15 protein-coding genes are annotated in these 20463 nt (G+C 37.8%); 2 read left to right on the plus strand and 13 right to left on the minus strand.

The genetic code is table 11. The features are described 5' to 3' along the window. Positions 1 to 7: 7 nt before the first annotated feature. From FLJC2902T_RS03100 to FLJC2902T_RS03115, 4 genes are all read right to left on the minus strand, one after another. Positions 8 to 808, minus strand: a complete 801-nt coding sequence (locus tag FLJC2902T_RS03100; protein ID WP_023578324.1) for a sterol desaturase family protein — start codon at positions 806 to 808, stop codon at positions 8 to 10. 54 nt (positions 809 to 862) lie between these two features. Then, positions 863 to 1864, minus strand: coding sequence for an NAD-dependent epimerase/dehydratase family protein (locus FLJC2902T_RS03105; RefSeq protein ID WP_023578325.1), 1002 nt, complete (start codon positions 1862 to 1864; stop codon positions 863 to 865). A 162-nt stretch (positions 1865 to 2026) separates the two neighbouring features. Continuing rightward, entirely contained in the window at positions 2027 to 2533 is a 507-nt protein-coding gene (locus FLJC2902T_RS03110; RefSeq protein WP_023578326.1) for a DUF6134 family protein, read from the minus strand. A gap of 287 nt (positions 2534 to 2820) precedes the next feature. Further along, on the minus strand, positions 2821 to 3942 hold the full coding sequence (locus FLJC2902T_RS03115; protein WP_035676991.1) for a helix-turn-helix domain-containing protein: 1122 nt from the start codon (positions 3940 to 3942) through the stop codon (positions 2821 to 2823). A gap of 281 nt (positions 3943 to 4223) precedes the next feature. Here FLJC2902T_RS03115 and FLJC2902T_RS03120 point away from each other — a divergent pair, with 281 nt between their 5' ends. Beyond that, positions 4224 to 4745 carry a GNAT family N-acetyltransferase gene (locus FLJC2902T_RS03120; protein ID WP_023578329.1) on the plus strand — a complete coding sequence of 174 codons (522 nt, stop codon included), beginning with the start codon at positions 4224 to 4226 and terminating at the stop codon, positions 4743 to 4745. A gap of 174 nt (positions 4746 to 4919) precedes the next feature. Here FLJC2902T_RS03120 and FLJC2902T_RS15705 read toward each other — a convergent pair whose 3' ends face one another. The 6 genes from FLJC2902T_RS15705 to FLJC2902T_RS03150 form a co-directional block, all read right to left on the minus strand. Continuing rightward, positions 4920 to 6329, minus strand: coding sequence for a C40 family peptidase (locus FLJC2902T_RS15705; protein ID WP_023578330.1), 1410 nt, complete (start codon positions 6327 to 6329; stop codon positions 4920 to 4922). Positions 6330 to 6399: 70 nt separating this feature from the next. After that, the gene (locus tag FLJC2902T_RS15710) at positions 6400 to 6954 is read right to left on the minus strand and encodes a TlpA family protein disulfide reductase (RefSeq protein WP_023578331.1); all 555 of its coding nucleotides are present in this window, start codon (positions 6952 to 6954) and stop codon (positions 6400 to 6402) included. Between the two features lie 95 nt (positions 6955 to 7049). Next, positions 7050 to 9314, minus strand: a complete 2265-nt coding sequence (locus tag FLJC2902T_RS03135) for an aconitate hydratase (protein WP_023578332.1) — start codon at positions 9312 to 9314, stop codon at positions 7050 to 7052. A gap of 125 nt (positions 9315 to 9439) precedes the next feature. Beyond that, complete coding sequence (locus tag FLJC2902T_RS03140) at positions 9440 to 12211, minus strand: bifunctional aconitate hydratase 2/2-methylisocitrate dehydratase (RefSeq protein WP_035677196.1); 2772 nt, start codon at positions 12209 to 12211, stop codon at positions 9440 to 9442. 270 nt (positions 12212 to 12481) lie between these two features. Then, the gene (locus FLJC2902T_RS03145; RefSeq protein WP_155958848.1) at positions 12482 to 13582 is read right to left on the minus strand and encodes an acyltransferase family protein; all 1101 of its coding nucleotides are present in this window, start codon (positions 13580 to 13582) and stop codon (positions 12482 to 12484) included. Next, positions 13569 to 14723, minus strand: a complete 1155-nt coding sequence (locus tag FLJC2902T_RS03150; RefSeq protein WP_023578335.1) for an acyltransferase family protein — start codon at positions 14721 to 14723, stop codon at positions 13569 to 13571. The genes FLJC2902T_RS03145 and FLJC2902T_RS03150 overlap by 14 nt, the downstream gene beginning before the upstream one ends. A 34-nt stretch (positions 14724 to 14757) precedes the next feature. Between FLJC2902T_RS03150 and FLJC2902T_RS03155 the strand changes: the two genes are divergently transcribed. Further along, positions 14758 to 15894, plus strand: a complete 1137-nt coding sequence (locus FLJC2902T_RS03155) for a hypothetical protein (RefSeq protein WP_035676995.1) — start codon at positions 14758 to 14760, stop codon at positions 15892 to 15894. Between the two features lie 77 nt (positions 15895 to 15971). Here the strand turns inward: FLJC2902T_RS03155 and FLJC2902T_RS03160 are convergent, their stop codons facing one another. From FLJC2902T_RS03160 to FLJC2902T_RS03170, 3 genes are all read right to left on the minus strand, one after another. Beyond that, positions 15972 to 16925, minus strand: coding sequence for an AAA family ATPase (locus FLJC2902T_RS03160; protein ID WP_023578337.1), 954 nt, complete (start codon positions 16923 to 16925; stop codon positions 15972 to 15974). 74 nt (positions 16926 to 16999) lie between these two features. After that, complete coding sequence (locus FLJC2902T_RS03165) at positions 17000 to 18370, minus strand: peptidylprolyl isomerase (RefSeq protein ID WP_023578338.1); 1371 nt, start codon at positions 18368 to 18370, stop codon at positions 17000 to 17002. 43 nt (positions 18371 to 18413) lie between these two features. Continuing rightward, a complete protein-coding gene (locus FLJC2902T_RS03170) occupies positions 18414 to 20384 on the minus strand; it encodes a peptidylprolyl isomerase (protein WP_023578339.1) in 1971 nt (656 codons plus the stop codon). Positions 20385 to 20463 lie beyond the last annotated feature (79 nt).

A 20463-nucleotide genomic window follows, 5' to 3' on the forward strand; every position in this document is an offset into this window, starting at 1 on the left:
AAAATATTTAACTGGGTAAAGAGAACAAATATTGAATTTTGGAGACAATCCCTTTCCTATCAAGAAGTCGCTTGAAAAGGTTACGATATTGATGCAGTAAAATCTGAACAGGACTATTTAAACTGACCTTATCGGTAATTCCATAAATCGGGGTTTCAGTTTCCTTGATGTAGGTTCCGAACAAATGATCGTATATCATTAGGATACCACCAAAATTTTTATCTATGTATTTCGGGTTAGTGCCATGATGCACACGGTGGTTAGAAGGTGTATTGAAAAGCCAGTCCAAAAAACCTAATTTCCCAACCCTTTCGGTATGTACCATGAAATTCAAAACCGCTGTAACAGATTCAAAAAACAATATCATTTCCGGAGGGAATCCTATAAAACACAAAGGAACCCAAAATAAGAAACGATAGAACAAATGCAGACAATTGATTCGGAAACCAACTGTTAAATTAAACGCTTTAGAAGAATGGTGAGTTACATGTCCTGCCCACAACAAAGCTGTTTTGTGTCCGAGCCAATGATAAATGTAGTAAACAAAATCACAGCAGAAAAAACAGGCAATCCACACTCCCCATGAAATCTCAGGTTTAAAAATCGCGTATCCATAGGCTACGGTAAAAACACTGAAAGCGATTCCTTTTTCAAAAAAACCGACCAGAATTACCAAGACGCCGAGCATCAGATTAGATTTCATGTCCTTTAACACGTAATCATCTGACTTATGCAAAACAGCTAATCCGAATTCGATAAAGAAGATTACAAACAATGCAACCGCTCCTATGTGATCTAAACTCGTCATGACTTACAATTTAAATTGAACCAATACTTCAGTATAACAACAAAGACAAACCACCTATTTACTGTTAGGTAGCAAATCAGCTCCCAATAAAAAAGCTACAGTTTGTTCAAGCCCTTCCTTTAAAGGTGTAATCTTATATCCTAATTCCCGAATGGCTTTATCACTCGAAAACACATAATTACTAAAAAGACAATCAGCAAATTCTACCGTAAAAACTGGTCGGTTTCCAAAAGTTTTATAAACCGCCCATTGCAGATAAGCTAGAGTTTTGAATGCATTCTTTGAAACAGGAACAATATAACTTTTCGTCGAAGCAACATCCCGAAGCATCGAGAACAACTTCTGATAAGAAACATTGCAGCCTCCCAATATATACTTCTCTCCTCTTTTCCCCCTTTGCATTGCCTGTATATGTCCGTTTACGACATCGTCCACAAATGCAAGGCAAATTTCATAATCCCCAGAGCCGGGAACTATGGTAAATCCTTTTTTCAAAAAGAATCCCATCACGGAATTGGTTTTCAACGCTTGAGAAACAGCCCCAGGACCATATATTTTGGAGGGACTTACAACGACCGCTTCAAACCCTTTTGCAGCGCTTTCAAAAATCAAATCTTCACTTACTTTTTTAGTTTCTTCGTAAGCCAGTTCGATCGGTACCCTACGCACATTTAATTCATTTAAAGGCTTTTCATCTGAAGGACCAATTATCCCTGCAGTACTTGTAAAAACAGCTTTTTCAATTTCCGTTTGCAAAGCAACTTGAATTACATTTCGTGTACCTTCAACATTTACTTTATAAAACTCATCTGCATCATCAATACACAAACCAACTTTGGCTGCGGTATGGAACACCTGACTGCATCCCTTCATCGCCGCAATCAAAGAATCCTTGTCTGATAAATCACCTCTAAAAAGACGGATATTAGGATGTTGCAGGATATTTTTAGCCGATTCTGAACGAACTAACGCATGCACCTCATTTCCGTTATCGGCCAGAACATGAGCCAGATTATTTCCCAAATAACCTGTCGCTCCGGTTACTAAAATTTTCATGATTTTAAGGTTTTAAAATTGACAGTGAACAATCGCAGAAAAGAATATTCATAAACAAATGAAATTCCAATATGAAGTAGCATCGCCGGCCAAACGGCATTAAATGCCGGAGTGAAAGCAAAAGAAGAATTACTATTACATCTGGTTTCATGATCAATTATTTTAAGGTGTCAGTATCACTTCTACAGCATATAAATCGCGCTGGACTTTTATTTTAGTGCAGATCCCCTTAGAATAATAGAAACAGTTCTTATTACCATTGGGGAATTTCAATTCATAACCGCCATCACTGGTTTTAACAATCTTCAAGAACCGCTGATGCTTATCATTGTAAACATATTTTGCAGCCACCGGTTCTTCAAAATACATCAAAAGAAGATTAGTGCTGATTGCCGGATAGGGCATGACATTTCGGATACCATTTTCGGTCACTTCATACTTATTGTTTACCAATTTGGTCTGTTTATCCGTTTTTATCTTTCCGTTTGTTTTACTTAGTTGGGAAGAAAAAATCAGCTTTCCTTTTTCAAAAACGGACTGCTCTTCCAAATAGACTTTAATCGGAACAACGATTCTAGTTTTTATCTCAGAAACCAATGAGATATCCGATTTGTCACCTTCAGTGGATTTTTCAAGTTTCATCCAGCCGATATTATCTCCTTTATACATTATTTTATAATTATACAATGAATCTTGCGGGAATACCATTAGAGGCATAAAGAGTAATACAAATCTCGTAAAGAAGCTTGCTGATAACCTTGTAGCGCATCCGTTTAAAAACTCGGCAACTTTCAGAGCCGGAAGCTTTCTGCCTCGAGAAAATCTCTTTAGCAGCGTGTAACAAATAAGGAATAACATAACTTTTAGTTTTAAAATTATAACCAAAGTTACGGTGGTAACAAAACTGCACTATCCCGAAATATCTGCTTTGCAGAAATCAGGACAAATTGCAAAAATCAGGACATCTGTGAGAGGTGATGTTTTTTGAAGGCCGAAGGTGTAACGGAAGTAAATTTCCTAAACGCCGCATAAAACACCGACTTGGAATTAAAGCCGCATTCCAGGCCAATAGCAACGATAGTATAGGATGAGTAATCAGGTTTGGATAGGTATTTTTTTACTTTTTTTACCCGCATGTAATTGATGTAATCTGAAAAATTATAACCGCTTTCCTGATTGATAAGATGTGACAAAGTACTTACGCTCATTTCCGTTTCTGAGGACAATTTTTCAAGACTGTAGTAAGGATCGAGATATCTTTTGTTTTTCTCGATATGGTTTTTTATTTTTTCAAATTTAGTATCTTCCGACAACCCATTTTGCTCGACAGCAATTTTGCTTTTTTCTTCAAAAGCGATAGCTTCCCTTAGCTTTATCCTTTCAGACATTAAAGAATAACTGTAAAAACCCTGATAACAAATCCAGTAAAGCAAAATAGTGGTACTTAAACGTAAGGGATAATAAATGTACAATTCCGGATGAATTGCTTTGTCCCGATTTAGCAATATAGCGCAAATCCACATCAGAATAACCAAGCCGCCAAGAAACATAAAGTTTTTCAGCCATCTCAAACTGTCAAATGTAAGAACCGTTTTATACATTTCGGAACATCTGAAAAGCAAAATAATTGATTTCACAAAGAGAAATATCGAATAGGCAGCATTAACAATTTCTTCAGTCTGAACATACTGCCCAATGAAAAGGTTTTTACTTTCATCATTATAATAAGGAATCATTGTAATTCGTATGATCATCTGCAAAATAAAAAGGCCTAGAGAAATCCGTGTGTACGAATGTACCTTTTTCTCTATTCGCAAATAATAAATCAAAAAGGCATAAAAGGAGGGCATTATCAGAAGGTACCATGGGATTTGCAACCGTTGCACATAAAAAGGAGCATCTGTAAAAATAGTTTCGAGTGAAAATGCCTGCAGATTATTCAACATCAAAAAGGCCACAACAAGGTTTAGGAAGATAATGGATCTTTCCCTTCCATTTTTTGAGATCTGTGTCGCTATGATAAAAATGATTCCAAGTATTACTCCTGAAATCATCAGAAAATCGAAAAAGTGCTTCATCCCTAATCGCTTAGTTAAACAATCCAATCGCTAACTATACATCATCCGGTCTTTGAATTTGCTATTACATCTCCAAAGTGAATTCCATTTAGGCTACTTTCAGCATCAATAACCCATTCACACCCAACTATAAAGTTAGTATTTTCAACAAAAAACATCTGACTCAGGATCGTTTTAATCAAAAAATACTGAATAAATTACCACATTTACAATTCCGGATACTTTGCTTACATCCTTATACAGTATATTTACATAAATCGCTTTCATTTATTAAACAAAACATGAACCTTCAGCCCATTTTAGAAAACGAAATCGTCAAACTGATCCCGTTGCAAGAATCGGATTTTGAATCGTTATACCAAGTAGCTTCCGATCCTTTGATTTGGGAACAGCATCCGAATAAAAATCGTTACCAAAGAGAAGTCTTTCAAAACTTTTTCGAGGGAGCCATGGCTTCTAAAGGCGCATTTATCATTACCGACAAAAAATCGGATTCCGTAATCGGGAGCACGCGTTTTTATGATTTGAATGAAACCGACAAAAGCGTCTTAATCGGCTATACCTTTTACGGAAGAAGCTATTGGGGCTCTGTTTATAATCCATCGGTAAAAAAACTGATGCTGGAGTATGCTTTTCAGTTTATAGATAACGTTTATTTTCACATTGGTGCCGAAAACATACGTTCACAAAAAGCCATTGAACGGTTGGGAGCAAAAAAAGTGCGGGAAATTGAAGTGGCTTATCATGGCGAACCCGAAAAATTAAACTTTGAGTATTTGATTTCGAAAGGCGATTGGATATAGAAAATGCAGATAACAGAACGCAGATAATACGGATTAAAAGGATTAGCACAGATTTCTAAGATTAATATGCACACCTCAATTTTTACTAATTAATCTGTGAAAATCTGTGTTTAATTACTTTGGCAATTATTTGTATCTGACCGGAAAGTCTGCAACCGAAGTTTTTATCTGAAATTAATTCAGCACTCGGTTTATCTGTACAAAACGTTTAGCGTAATACGGTTCTTTGGTAGAAGAAATAATCACACCGGAACTCGTTGAGGAATGAATGAATTTTATTTCATCTTCCAAAACTTCGGTTATCATTCCCACATGACCTACCCATCTTCCGCGGGTGCCGAAGAAAATCAAATCACCTTTTTGTGCCTGACTTTTATCAATTTTTACACCCGAATTGGCAGCCATATCCGAAGAGGATCTTGGCAGAGTCATGTCGATATTTTTGAAAGTCGTAAACATCAGTCCGGAACAGTCAAAACCATTTCGATCGGTTCCTCCGCCACGATACCGCACGCCTAAATTCTCAGAAGCTTTGGTAATCAAAAAATCAGCTTTCATAGCAGCATCTGCTGATAATGGCAACACCTCTACACTAGCCTTCATATCATTCGCACCAGAAGCTGAGGCAACATCTTTAGCGTCATCAGTAGCCAAAACTTCATCAACTACAGTTTTAACGTCTCCGTTTTTTACCGTCTCTTTAATCGCAAGTCTTTGACCTACATCCAAGCCGTTTACAATTTGCGGATTCAACCTTTCCAGTTCTGCAATGGATATCCCGTAACGTTTTGAAATACCATATTTCGTTTCTTTAGGCATAACCTCATGGATACCTGAAACAGCATCACTGGAGACATCGTTATTCTCTATTGTGACAGTAGCGGAATTATCGGCTTTACTGTTTTCGATTTCTCTCTTTTTCTCTTCTCTGGTTTTCTTTTTCTCAGCTACTGTTGCTGCATTCTCAGTACCCGGAATAAACACAACATCTTTAACATCTAATTTGTCGTTTTCCACCTGAGGATTAACCTTCTTTAGCTCCTCTATCGAAACATTGTATTTTTTGGCAATCACATAAAACGACTCTCCTGATGCAACGGAATGTTTCTGCAACTTGTTTTGAAGTTTAGCTATTTTTTTACTTTCAGCCTTTGAAAGCTTTTCTTCCGATTGATTTTTAACTCCCTTTGGCAGCGCCAGCAACTCACCTAATTGCAAATTATCTGAATCCAATTGCGGATTGGCTTCCCTGAGTTTCTCGATTGAAGTATCATATTTTTTAGCAATGGTATACAACGATTCCCCCGACTCCACCTTATGAGAAGCTCCTTTAGGAATAAATTTAGTTTTCTTTTCTTCTGTTTTTTTCTTGGAAATTTTAGGAATGGAAAGTACCATATCCAATTGCAGTAAGCCTTTTGCTTTTGGATTCAATTCGAAAATTTCTTCTTCGGAAACATTGTACTTTTTGGCAATACTGTAAACCGATTCACCGTTGACCACCTTATGACTGATAGTTTTTTGCGCAAAAACAGGTAATGACATAAACAGGAACAGGGCAAAAAGGAGTTTTGAAAATTTCATCAAGAGTAATTATTTAGATTCGGAGAACTTCTCAAACAGAAGCCCATCAGAAGAACAACGCGTTTTTTAATTATTTATTCTGCTTTATAAGATCATCAAGAACTTTTCTGAAATTATCGGAATTCCAATTGGCAGCACCGGTGTGGTTCACAACAACTCTTCCCGTTTTGGCAACCAGATAGGTTTTTGGCGCTTTATCCAAGACTATTGATTTTAAAGGGGTACTTCCGGAATAATAAACAGGAAAGACATAATCGTTATCTTTTAAAAAAGCATTCACATCAGCCTGAGAATCTGCGGTAACAAAAATAAAAAACACATTCTCTCCTTTGTAGTCTTCATACAATTTGTTCCATGCTTTTAATTCTTCAACTGATTCAGGATCATTCAGTGACCAATAATTAATGATTACATTTCGGTTCATGTATTCTACAAAGGATAATGACGCGCCAGTTGGCCCGATTAACTTCCAGTCATATGAATATAGAGGCATTTGTTTTTCAAAAGCTATACTTGTTGGTTCCGGTAAATTTGAACCGGAAAAAGCTTCCTGTATTTTATCAATATTTAAGAATCCTATAACACCAATCAGTGCAACTACACCTACTATAATTATTTTTTTCATTCGTTTTAACTTTAGAATGTAAATATAGAAATACCATTGCTACCAACAAAAAAACGCCCCCCAATTGGGAGCGTTTTTAATATAATTTTAATAAATCATGCCTTACCAGCCGCAATCAGATTCAAAGCAGAACCCGCAACGAACCAGCCAATCTGACCTTCGTTATACGTATGATTCGCTAAAATTACATCTTTAGAGCCGTCTGCGTGAACAAATTCCAATGTTAACGGTTTGCCCGGAGCAAATTCTGTCAAATCTAAGAAATTGATGGTATCATCCTCCTGAATTTTATCATAATCTGCCTCATTAGCAAACGTTAAGGCTAACATACCCTGTTTTTTAAGATTCGTTTCGTGGATACGGGCAAACGATTTTACCAATACCGCCTTAACACCTAAGAAACGTGGTTCCATAGCCGCATGCTCACGGGAAGAACCTTCCCCGTAGTTATGATCACCCACAACGATTGAAGGAACACCAGCGGCTTTGTAGGCTCTCTGAACAACAGGAACTTCTGCATATTCACCTGTTATTTGATTTTTAACCGAATTTACTTTACCGTTGAAAGCATTTTCAGCACCAATTAACATATTATTGGAAATATTATCCAAGTGGCCACGAAAACGCAACCAAGGACCAGCCATGGAGATGTGATCCGTAGTACATTTTCCGTAGGCTTTGATTAACAATTTAGCACCCGTTACATTTTTACCATCCCATGCCTCGAAAGGAGCTAACAATTGCAAACGATCTGAAGTTTCAGAAACAGCAACCTGCACAGATGAACCGTCAGCTGCCGGTGCCTGGAATCCTGCGTCTTCCACATCAAAACCTCTTTTTGGCAATTCATCTCCTGTTGGAGCAACCAATTTCACTTCTTCTCCTTTATCATTGATTAGGGAATCCGTAATAGGATTGAAATCCAAACGCCCTGAGATTGCTATGGCAGCAACCATCTCCGGAGACGTTACAAATGCGTGTGTATTTGGGTTACCATCAGCTCTCTTAGAGAAGTTACGGTTGAATGAATGTACGATAGTGTTTTTCTCTTGTTTGTCAGCACCTTCTCTGTCCCATTGTCCGATACATGGTCCGCAAGCATTCGTAAACACTTTTGTTCCCAATTTTTCGAAAGTAGCGATAATGCCGTCTCTTTCGATCGTGTAACGGATTTGTTCAGAACCAGGATTGATTCCGAATTCGGCTTTAGGGGTAATTCCGTGCGCTACCGCTTGTTCCACGATAGAAGCAGCTCTTGACATATCTTCATAAGACGAGTTTGTACAAGAACCAATTAATCCCCACTCTACTTTTATCGGCCATCCATTAGCTGCCGCTTCTGCTTTCATCTGAGAAACAGGAGTACCTCTGTCCGGAGTGAAAGGTCCATTGATGTGTGGTTCCAATTCTGACAAATTGATTTCAATCAATTGATCAAAATATTTCTCAGGATTAGCGTAAACCTCAGCATCAGCAGTTAAATAAGACGCCACTTTATCAGCGGCGTTCACCACAGCCTGACGACCTGTAGCCGCTAAATATCTTCTCATGGAATCATCGTAGCCAAAAGTAGAAGTTGTCGCTCCGATTTCTGCACCCATGTTACAGATTGTACCTTTACCGGTACACGACATAGACTCTGCACCTTCACCAAAATATTCCACAATAGCACCTGTCCCTCCTTTTACAGTAAGGATATCAGCCACTTTTAGGATTACGTCTTTTGGAGCAGTCCAACCGCTTAATTTTCCAGTCAATTTTACTCCGATCAATTTAGGGAATTTCAATTCCCATGACATTCCAGACATTACATCTACCGCATCAGCACCACCAACACCGATTGCCAACATACCTAAACCTCCTGCATTAACCGTGTGAGAGTCGGTACCGATCATCATACCTCCTGGGAAGGCATAATTTTCCAAAACAATTTGGTGAATAATTCCTGAACCTGGTTTCCAAAATCCGATACCGTATTTGTTAGATACCGAAGAAAGGAAATCAAAAACCTCTTTTGATTGTGTATTTGCAACCTGTAAGTCGGTTTTGGCACCCACTTTCGCCTGAATCAAGTGATCACAGTGAACCGTTGTAGGTACCGCAACTTTACTTTTACCTGCGTGCATGAACTGCAATAAAGCCATCTGTGCCGTTGCATCCTGACAAGCTACTCTGTCCGGAGCGAAATCCACATAATCTTTCCCTCTTGTAAACGATTGAGAAGGTGTGCCTTCCCAAAGGTGAGAATATAAAATCTTTTCAGACAGGGTAAGCGGACGACCAACCAACGCACGGGCTTTATCCACACGGGCAGCCATAGTTGCGTACACTTTTTCAATCATTTCTATATCAAAAGCCATAAGATTAAATAATTATTTTGTTATTATTTTTTAATCATACAATTTACAAAAAAATAGAGCAGCAACACAAAAAAAGCCTAAGTTTATCAACTTAGGCTTTTGAAATCAATTAATTATCTGTACGATTATTTTGCTAACAGCTTATGAGAAGGCGCAAACTTAGTCAAGTTAATACCATCTACCGCAGCAGTATATTCCTCCATAGTAGGAGTTCTGCCAAGAATTGTAGACAATACTACAACCGGTGTAGAGGAAAGCAATGATTCTCCTTTTTTCTCCTCCGAATCCTCAACAACCCTTCCTTGGAAAAGACGCGTAGAAGTTGCCATTACCGTATCTCCCTTGGCTGCTTTTTCCTGGTTCCCCATACAAAGATTACAACCTGGACGCTCTAAATACAACATATTTTCATATTCCGTACGGGCCGCCGCTTTAGGCTCATTATCGTTGAATTCGAAACCAGAGTATCTTTGTAGAACTTCCCAGTCACCTTCTGCCTTCAATTCATCTACGATATTGTATGTAGGAGGTGCTACCACAAGTGGTGCATTAAATTCAACCTTACCTTTTTGTGCTTCTACGTTTTTAAGCATTTGAGCTAGGATTTTCATATCGCCTTTGTGAACCATACAAGAACCGATAAATCCTAGATCTACTTTTTTCTCACCTCCGTAAAAAGAAAGAGGTCTGATAGTATCGTGAGTATAACGTTTAGAAACATCTTTATTATTCACATCCGGATCAGCAATCATTGGCTCAGCAATCACATCAAGATCAACAACAACTTCAGCATAATATTTAGCATTTGCATCTGGCGTTAAAGCTGGTTTTTCACCAGATCTAATCTCTGCAATTCTCTTATCTGCTTTATTGATCAATCCTTGAAGAACGCGGTTTGCATTGTCCATACCCTTATCAATCATGATCTGAATTCTACCTTTCGCAATCTCTAATGACTCGATCAAAGTTTCATCTTCAGAAATACAGATAGAAGCTTTTGCTTTCATTTCTGCAGTCCAGTCTGTAAATGTAAAGGCTTGGTCAGCAGTAAGCGTTCCAATGTGAACCTCGATAATTCTACCTTGGAACACGTTTTCACCACCAAACTGCTTAAGCATTTGTGCTTGAGTAGCATGAACCACATCGCGGAAATCCATATAAGACTTCATTTCTCCTTTGAAAGTCACTTTAACAGACTCAGGGATTGGCATTGAAGCTTCTCCGGTTGCCAATGCAAGAGCAACAGTTCCCGAATCAGCACCAAAAGCAACACCTTTTGACATTCTTGTATGCGAGTCACCACCGATGATGATTGCCCACTCGTCAATGGTTATATCGTTAAGAACTTTATGAATTACGTCGGTCATTGCATGGTAAACACCTTTCGGGTCACGAGCAGTGATCAAACCGAAATCGTTCATGAACTTCATCAATTTCGGAATGTTAGCCTGCGCTTTTTTATCCCAAACCGAAGCAGTGTGACATCCCGATTGATAGGCCCCGTCGACGATTGGTGAAATTACTGTAGCCGCCATAGATTCTAATTCCTGAGCCGTCATAAGACCTGTCGTATCCTGAGAACCTACGATATTAACTTCCACACGAACATCAGAACCTGCGTGCAATGCTTTTTTAGAAATTGTTCCTACAGAATTTCTATTGAAGATTTTTTCAACAGCTGTAAGACCTTGTCCTTCAATTGAAACCTCTTTTGAAGGTGCATAAACTAGTGGAGCATCAACTCCTAAAGTCTTCGCTGCAAAAGTTTGAATCTTTTTACCGAAAACAATTGCATATGATCCACCAGCTTTGATGAATTCCATTTTCTGAGGCGTGAATGCTTTAGAAATGTCAATCAACTCTTTGTCTCCGTTGTATAATTTTTTTGTTTTTGTATTAATTGTCAACACAGTACCTGTTGCAACAGAATAAACTTCTTCTAAAACCGGATCACCACTTTCATTACGAACAACATCACCATTAGCATCTGTCTTTTTTACCCAGTTTTTCAAATCTAAACCAATACCACCAGTAACATCAACTGTCGTTAAGAAGATTGGAGAAATTCCGTTTGTTCCTGCAACGATTGGCGCAAAGTTTACGAATGGTACATATGGACTTGCTTGTTTACCTGTCCAAAGCGCTACGTTATTTACACCCGACATACGTGATGAACCTACACCCATTGTACCTCTTTCTGCAATTAACATCACCGATTTATCAGGATGTTGTGCCTGTAAAGCTTTGATTTCTTCTTGAGCCTGAGGCGTAATCATACACTTACCGTGCAATTCGCGGTCTGAACGTGAGTGTGCCTGATTACCCGGAGAAAGTAAATCTGTTGAAATATCTCCCTCTCCGGCGATGAAAGTAACCACTTTAATTTCTTCCGCTACTTCAGGTAGTTTCGTAAAAAACTCAGCCTGCGCGTAACTCTCAAGAATTTCTTTAGCGATTGTGTTACCGTTTTCAAATGCTTCCTTCAAACGATTAGTGTCTGCATCATAAAGGTAAACTTGTGTCTTAAGAACGTTTGCCGCTTCTTTCGCAATAGAAGCATCGTTACCTAAAGCTAAATCAAGCAATACCTCAATTGAAGGACCACCCTTCATGTGAGATAATAACTCAAAAGCAAAAGCAGGAGTAATTTCTTTTACTACTGATTCTCCAAGGATAATTTCTTTTAAGAATTTAGCCTTAGCTCCAGCAGCCGGAGTAGTTCCAGGCAGCGTATTATAAATAAAGAATTTTAACGAATCTTCTCTATTTGAATTATCCAAATCTTTAATTTGTACGATAATTTCACTTAGTAATTCAGCCCCATCGATTGGTTTTGGATGAAGTCCCTGACCTTTTCGTTCTTCTATTTCTTTAATGTAATCTTTGTAAAGATTCATTTCTGTATCAAATGCCATAATATGAATAAGTTATATTATTACTGTTTATAAAATTAAGTCGCGCAAATTTAACCAATCTCTACGGAATTAAAAAATAATTAGCATTTCATTAATTTCCAAAGAATATTATTTATAAACATTCTATTTTGATGAATATCCCTCAACAAAATCACGATATCTTGTTATTATTTTACGAATTCACGATTTTTTAATTTTATTTTGTCAAATCACGAAAAAACAGGGGCTAATTTTATCAAATCGGCAGTATTGCTATCTGTCGCGAAGGTTCATCATTGGTTTTTCGAAGTACTTATATAAGAGGAAACTCAAGAAAAAAGTCAGCACTAAATAACCAAATGTAAATCCGTGCAATTGCATCATGGTAAATCGGGGCGTATCTAAAAAATACTTCATCAACTGCAAAACAATACTATAATGCAAAAGATAGACCGAATAAGAAACCAAACTCACAAAAGTAACCGGTCGGACGATCCATTTCGGAGCATTTTCCCATTGCGACAGAAAAGGCAGAAAAAACACAAACGTTATGGAAGTGACCGGCAGATACAGCACATTCCAAAAGAAAGGATAACTGTCAATCAGTATCCGGAAATAACCAACACCCACATACATCAGTCCGATAAAAACACAGCCTATTGATACAAATAATACGGTGTGTTTTTTCCAAAATTCCGAAAAATTTAAACTCACCCAAGCCGCGACAACCCCAATCAAAATTGAATCAATACGATAAACAACCACCTCTTTCAGGGACAGGTTCCATTGCTCCAAAGTGGTGTTAGAACTTGTTAGCTGGTAAATAACCTTATTGATAAAAAACATCAGAATCAAAATCAAAACCACACTAATGAATCGTTTGGACTTATTTTTATGCTTGATTAAAAACGAAGACAGTAATAAAGCAAGGGGCATAAACATATAGGCAAATTCCTCAACCGACAAACTCCATGATTCCGGAAAAAAGGGCTTCATGGTCGTTGCAAAATTCTGAAGAAAGAAAAGATAATACCCTATATCCGTCAACGAAAGGCCTATTATGAAAGCTATAACAACATTCAGCAGCAGTACCAAAAAATAGTTCGGTAGCGTTCTGAACCAGCGCCTTTTGAGAAAACAAAAAACAGATTGCAGCGTAAAATCCTGTTCAACATAGGATTTGTACAGAATCTTTCCGATCAAAAAACCACTCAGCACAAAAAACAATTCCACTCCCCAAAAACCGAATAAGACAAAAACCTGCGACAGTAATCCGTTATCCTGTGGATAAATCCAAAGAATATGTGAACACAACACCATCAGGATAGCTGCGGATCGTATCACATCCAATCCAAAAACTCTATGTTTTTCCAATTTTATTTAAGCGTAATTTAAAATTCGACAATCGGTACTTATTTATCGGTTTTTCAAAAAAATTATAAAACACAACACTCAGCAATACTGTTACTGTCAGATAAAAAAAGGTAAAAAGATGCAATTCAGTTTGACTAAACTCCTTCAGATTAAACAATCGCATCATCAGAAAAAGAACGATACTGTAATGAATAAGATACACTGAATAGGAAATATCACAGGCAAATCGTACCGGCAACTCCAAACGTTTCGGCCCCTTTCTCCAATCTAACATTAGCGGAAAAACCATCAGAACGATTACAGAAATAAAAGGCAGGCAAACGATATTCCAAAACCAGGCTGCGTTGTCCAAGCGGAATTTGAAAATCGTAACAAAAACAATGAAAAGCAAAAAAAACAGCAATCCGAAACCGGCAAAAATCAGTTTATTTCTTTTAAAAAATTTAGGGTATTCAAAAAACAAACACCCTAAAAGTATCCCCGCCAAAACAGAATCAAGCCTATAAACCACAACACCCCGAACCGACTGACTCCAAACAGACAAATCCAAATTTTCCGCATGAAAGTGATAATTTACTTTCGCAAAAAAGGAAAACGAAAGCAGTAAAAGGATAACCATAAAGAAAACTTTCTTTCTGCTGAAATGACCGAAAAAAGAAACGATAATATACAGAATCAGTACTGCCGACACATAACCAAGTTCTTTTACAGGCAAACTCCAAGACTCGGGAAAAAACGCGGGAATTGGTGTGGCAACATTCTGCATCAGAAAAAAGTATTTCCAGACTTCCTTAAGAGAAAAGGCAAAACAGAGGTAGATGATGATATTGATTACGAGGACCAAATAGTAACTGGGAACAATCCTGAACAATCTGCGAAAAAGAAACCCCTTCACTTCCCTAAAATTATAATCACTGTAAACAAAAAGTTTATAAATCGAACTCCCCACTAAAAAGCCGCTTAAGATAAAGAACAATTCGATTCCAAAAAAACCACTTACATCTTTCAGTTTCGACAAAAGACCACCATTTTGAGGGTAAATAACCGCAGAATGGGAAAACAAAACCATTGCAATTGACAGAGCCCGCATCACGTCCAAACCGAAAATCCGATTATTCGTCTTTACTTGAGTATCAATCATAGATTTGCTTATTTTTGCTCCTTATCGTTTTAAAATGAGAAAATCAAAGATATATAAATATTCAGGAGTTACAGCCCTATTGGGAATTATTGCTTTTGGAATTTGGTACCTGCAGCTAACCAACCGTCACAAAGCGATTGTAAAAACATTTCTTCTTCATAAAACCGGAATAGTTGATAATGACTGGCGGATAAACAACGACCAAAAAGAATACAAAATGCTATCGCCTACCTTTATCATCGACGGGATTTACAAATCGATGGAGGGACCAAAAGCCTCCCGTTACATTCAGCTTAACCAGTCCGACAGTATTGTATGGATTACCGGATTTAAAGTAAAAGCCGTTGATGCAAAAACCAACGCAACACTTTCCAACGATTATATCTGCCACATGAATGTTGATATTAATGAAATACAATATTACAATCACTGGAAACTTGAAGACCGCATCAGAAAACAGTACCCAAGAATGACTTCCCTGTCTCACGGACTGGAACATTTTGATTTTCCAAAAGGATATGGCGTACCAATTGTCGGTTCCCACTTTTTGTTTGTTATCACAGAAACCCTGAATCACAATCAGCCGGATATCTTCAAAAAAGTTAAACACGAAGTCTCCATAAAATATGAAGCGTACAACAAAACGCAAAAACCGTTGATGAGTAAAACGGTTTACATTCAGTTACCGTTTGACAAGAATGATCCATTTAAAGGTCCGTTGGACCCGGCGAGTAATCAGTGCATTCCTGTGGAAACTAAAAACCACACCTACAATGACAAGGCGGGCAACATGCTTTCCGGACATTGGGTGATCCCCCCAGGAAAAAAAACATACCGAAGTTTCATATCGGAACAACTGCAAATCAAGGACAGTGCACGATTGCATTTTTCGGCGCCTCACGTTCACCCTTTCGCCACTTCCATCTGCTTGTTCGACAAGACCGAAAACAAAACATTATTCACGTGTAAGATTACTAACTACAGTAATAAAATAGGATTGAAAAACATAGAAACGTTCAGTTCTGAAAAAGGGATGTGGATGTATGAAAATCATGAATATGAATTGATTCTGACTTGTGACAATACTTCAAAAATAGATCAGGATATGATGGGCAGTATGTTTTTGTTTTTCTATGACAAGGAGTTGGAAAACAGGATTTCTAAGATATAGAACCAACACAAAAGCATAAGCAAAAAAAGCACAAAGGAAAAAATCTTTTGTGCTCTTTTTTATTTTATCTATTGTAATTAAAACAACTTCTGAATGATCATTTCCTCACTGATACCTTCCGCATCGGCTTTGTAATTCTTAATTATACGGTGACGCAGAATTCCGGTAGCAACTGCCTTGACGTCTTCAATATCCGGAGAGTATTTCCCATTTAGAGCAGCGTTAGTCTTGGCTGCCAAAATCAGGTTTTGTGATGCCCGAGGCCCTGCACCCCAATCCAAATAGTTTTTTATAAAATCGGTGGCAAGCGGATTATCCGGACGGGTTTTGGAAACCAGTGTTACGGCATATTCAATCACATTATCGGCTACCGGAATTCTTCGGATTAAATGTTGAAAATCGATAATCTCCTGAGCTGTAAACAAAGGATTTACCGTAACATTGTAATCCGTCGTGGTTGATTTCACAACTTGCACTTCTTCCGCAAAAGAAGGATAATCCAATTTGACGGCAAACATGAATCGGTCCAATTGTGCTTCCGGTAACGGATAAGTCCCTTCCTGCTCAATCGGGTTTTGGGTTGCCAGAACAAAGAAAGGCAAATCCAATTTATAATGCTGTCCGGCTATCGTAACTGCTTTTTCCTGCATCGCTTCCAACAAAGCCGCCTGTGTTTTGGGAGGCGTTCTGTTGATCTCGTCAGCAAGAATAATATTTGAGAAAATAGGCCCTTTCAAAAATTTAAAACTTCGGCTTTCATCTAAAATTTCACTTCCCAAAATATCCGATGGCATCAGATCGGGCGTAAACTGGATGCGTTTAAAATCCAATCCCAAAGCCTGTGAAATGGTATTCACCATCAGCGTCTTTGCCAATCCGGGAACACCAACCAAAAGTGCATGTCCGCCTGAAAAAATACTTAACACGATTTGGTTAACCACATCATCCTGGCCAACTATTATTTTGGAAATTTCCGCTTTTAAAGCCTTCTGTTTCTCAACCAGATTCTGAATTGCTGCTACGTCTGACATAGTTTGGTTATATGTTTTGAGTTATGAATTACAAGTCATGAGTTGAACAATCCGCCCCTCATAAAACCCATAATTTATAATGATTTTTTAAGCCAGTTACTCGTGAATTTACATTCTCTGTATTCACCGATAATCTTAACGTAAGTTTCTTTAATCTTTTCTTCTGTCCATTTCCCTACCGCTTTGATTTGCTTTTCCTTTAACGCCAATTCTTTAATTTTTAAATAATCGGTTGCAAAATCAGCCGTATGTTCTTCAAAACGATTGGTTACGGTAATCAGTTTGTATTTTTTGTTTCCGTTTTGTTCCTGATCCATCAACGGCAAGGAAACTGCATTGTCTTTTAACTCAGAAACCTCACTGTATAAAGAAGGATCCATTTTTGTTAACTCAAAACGAGTCGACATGGTTCTTGGATTCATCAGGACACCACCGTTATTTCGGGTTTCTTTCTCATCTGAATACTGCTTTGCTGCCTCAGCAAATGAAATCTGACCCTCTACAATTCGCTTGCGGATTGTTTCAATTTTGGTTTTCGCTTCCTTCAGTGCCTCATCAGTCACTTTTGGTGAAATTAAGATGTGACGCACATCCAGTTCCTGTCCGCGTATTTTTTCAAGAAAAATTATATGGTATCCGAATTCTGTTTCAAACGGTTCGGAGATTTCACCTTCCTGCAAACTGAACGCCACATCCTTAAATTCTTTTACGAATTGTGTTTTCTTGGTAAGCTTATAATAACCTCCGCTTGATTTTGAACCAGGATCTTCCGAATACAAAACTGCTCTACTGAAAAAACTGGAACCTTCCTGAACTTCTTTCTTCAACTGTTTTAACTTATCAATCACTTTTTGTTTTTCCGTCTGACTGATAACCGGTTTCACTACGATTTGAGCCACTTCCATTTCGGCACCAAAAACTGGCAACTCTTCTTTTGGAATCTTAACAAAGAACTGTCTCACCTCTTCTGGTGTAATCTCAACTTCTTCCACAATCTGACGTCGCATTTGGGATGTCAGTTTGTTCATCTTAACCACGTCAAAGAAATAGGCTTTAAAATCCTCCAGATTCTTTTTGTTATAAAACTGAATTACTTTATCGATTGAACCTACCTGCTCCACCATCTGGTCCAACTGGGAATTCATAAACTCATTAACCTCTGCGTCGGTCACCACAATACTGTCCTGAATCGCCTGGTGGGCATATAGTTTATCCTCAAGCAAGGTACCCAACATTTCGCATCGGGTAATACCTTTTGTTTCCACGCCCTGCGCCTGTAACTCTAAAAATGTTTTATCAATATCAGAATCCAAAACCACATAATCCCCAACAACAGCTACAACGCCATCGATTTTCTTTTTCTGACTCGGTTGTGCATACATCGAACTGCAAGCACAAATTACTAATCCGAAAATCAGGGCAATCTTATTGTTTATCAACTTCATTTTTCTCTTTTTAAATGGCATTTGCTTTTCTTAAATTATAGGTTTATTTTACTTGTAATTGATTTTTCACTTTGCTGAAAACATCCTGATTCACTTTAATGCTGAATTCTTTTTTCAATTCATCCACCCAATGCGTCTCAAGGTACTGCTGATAATCGTTTATCACTTTACCTTTGGTTTCTTCCAGTTTTTTAGGCCCTTTCTCCATTTTCTTATTCACCTGGGTAATGAAGTAATAATTTCCCTCATGACTGATGTCTGTAATGCCCACATTGAAATTTTGATGTTTTGGTAACGCATCGTTTCCGATTTCAAAAACACCCGACTTCACCATGATTTCCACATCACCTTTTTTATTCAAATTCGACTTGATAAACTCTATTGATTTATCCTTCTTCAGATATTTTTCCGTCTTTTTAATAACATCTTCTTTGGTAGAAGAAAAGATATTTACATCCACTCTGTCCTTCCACTGATAGTTTGCTTTATTGTCTTCGTAGAATTTCTGTAATCCTATCGTATCTGTTTTTGCTTTTGTCCAGATTTCTTTTTCCATCAGATCAAACAATAACAGTCCGTCTCTGTATTCATCCATCACGTAGGCAAACTCCGGAAACTCTTTTTCGAGATTATCGTTATAGTAATTCACCAGCTGCTCCTCTACAAACTTAGCATACAATTTATCTACAAGTTTTGCAATCGGTTTCTGCGTATTGTTATTTTTTTGCTGTGAAAAAACGAAATTTAAAAATGCAGGTGCATCAACAGTCTTTTCGTTATTGATGGTTAGCAATTTCTGGTTTAAATCCTTCATGTTCGCCGGAAGTTCCCATTCCTGCTTGTAATATTTGTCCGTTACAAGAGGAACGATTTTTTTATACACCTTATCGTCTCTTTTTACCGGATATTTTTTGCTTAGTTTTTCATTCAGCGATGCATTAATCAGTCGGGAACGATCGTCTTTTCTGATTTTACTATCGAAATCAACATCGGTTTCTTCCAATGATTTAACGGGATATTTTTCAATCAGCTTGATAATATGCCAACCGAACTGACTTTGAAACGGCTCGGAAATCTGACCATTCTCTTTAAGTGAAAAAGCAACATTTTCAAATTCCTCAGAGCTCAATTCCCCTGATCCGAAACGTTGTAATTGACCGCCTTTACCTGAAGATGATTTATCTTGGGAAAACTGTTGCGCCAGACTTTCAAAGGATTCACCCTGTTTTAGTTTTTTGTACACATCGTCAATTGTAGATTTTGCAGTTGCAGCCTCAACAGGATTCTGACCGTTTAATGTCATGATGTGCGATACGATAACCTGACCTCTGTTATCACGAATGTCGTCTACTTTTATAAGATGATAACCGAAACGGGTTCGCACCGGCATGGAAATTTCGCCTTTTTTGGTTTTATAAGCCGCCGATTCAAAAGAATATACCATTCTGAAAACAGAAAACCATCCTAAATCCCCTTTGTTCTCTTTGACTGATGGATCCTGCGAATTCTGCATGGCCACAGTTTCAAAAGCTTCTCCGTTAAGGATTCTCTTGCGAACACTCATAGCCTGATTGTACACCTTTAAAGTATCGGCAGGTTCCGCATTTTCATCAAGATTAAACAAAATGTGAGACGCTTTTATCTCTTTTAGGGAACGTTTGTAAGCTTCCTCTATCAACTCCTTGGTTACTTTTGTGTCGGTAACATAATTTTTGGAAAGTTGTTCACGGTATGATTTAAGTTCATTCTGATAGGACGCATTGTCCTGAAGTCCCAGCTTATTGGCTTTTTCAACTTTTAGCTTGTATCCGATAAACAAATCAAGATAGTGATTTAAGTCTTTTTGGGAATCATCCTTTACCAATTCAAGATTCTTCTTGTAAACCCTTGTGAATTCATCGGTGTAAAACGGCTTGTCATCAATTGTAAAAAGAACCTCTTTTTTATTTTCCTGAGCAAAAGAAACTGCATTGGCAGCCATAAAAAGACCTAGTAAAACCTGTTTTAATTTCATTTCTTTTAGTAAGACTATTTAGTTTGAAGTTTTTAAATTTTAAGCTGATATCAAAAGTCCGCGAGACAAACGGAACATA

This window comes from Flavobacterium limnosediminis JC2902, assembly GCF_000498535.1.
GTDB lineage: Bacteria > Bacteroidota > Bacteroidia > Flavobacteriales > Flavobacteriaceae > Flavobacterium > Flavobacterium limnosediminis.

Excerpts from the sequence above, each read along its gene's own strand:
- FLJC2902T_RS03105 (WP_023578325.1), bottom strand. The coding sequence starts at position 1,864 with ATGAAAATTTTAGTAACCGGAGCGACAGGTTATTTGGGAAATAATCTG.
- FLJC2902T_RS03120 (WP_023578329.1), top strand. The coding sequence starts at position 4,224 with ATGAACCTTCAGCCCATTTTAGAAAACGAAATCGTCAAACTGATCCCG.
- FLJC2902T_RS03170 (WP_023578339.1), bottom strand. The coding sequence starts at position 20,384 with ATGAAATTAAAACAGGTTTTACTAGGTCTTTTTATGGCTGCCAATGCA.
- FLJC2902T_RS03165 (WP_023578338.1), bottom strand. The coding sequence starts at position 18,370 with ATGAAGTTGATAAACAATAAGATTGCCCTGATTTTCGGATTAGTAATT.
- FLJC2902T_RS03100 (WP_023578324.1), bottom strand. The coding sequence starts at position 808 with ATGACGAGTTTAGATCACATAGGAGCGGTTGCATTGTTTGTAATCTTC.
- FLJC2902T_RS03160 (WP_023578337.1), bottom strand. The coding sequence starts at position 16,925 with ATGTCAGACGTAGCAGCAATTCAGAATCTGGTTGAGAAACAGAAGGCT.
- FLJC2902T_RS15710 (WP_023578331.1), bottom strand. The coding sequence starts at position 6,954 with ATGAAAAAAATAATTATAGTAGGTGTAGTTGCACTGATTGGTGTTATA.
- FLJC2902T_RS03135 (WP_023578332.1), bottom strand. The coding sequence starts at position 9,314 with ATGGCTTTTGATATAGAAATGATTGAAAAAGTGTACGCAACTATGGCT.
- FLJC2902T_RS15705 (WP_023578330.1), bottom strand. The coding sequence starts at position 6,329 with ATGAAATTTTCAAAACTCCTTTTTGCCCTGTTCCTGTTTATGTCATTA.
- FLJC2902T_RS03115 (WP_035676991.1), bottom strand. The coding sequence starts at position 3,942 with ATGAAGCACTTTTTCGATTTTCTGATGATTTCAGGAGTAATACTTGGA.
- FLJC2902T_RS03140 (WP_035677196.1), bottom strand. The coding sequence starts at position 12,211 with ATGAATCTTTACAAAGATTACATTAAAGAAATAGAAGAACGAAAAGGT.
- FLJC2902T_RS03110 (WP_023578326.1), bottom strand. The coding sequence starts at position 2,533 with ATGTATAAAGGAGATAATATCGGCTGGATGAAACTTGAAAAATCCACT.
- FLJC2902T_RS03150 (WP_023578335.1), bottom strand. The coding sequence starts at position 14,723 with ATGATTGATACTCAAGTAAAGACGAATAATCGGATTTTCGGTTTGGAC.
- FLJC2902T_RS03155 (WP_035676995.1), top strand. The coding sequence starts at position 14,758 with ATGAGAAAATCAAAGATATATAAATATTCAGGAGTTACAGCCCTATTG.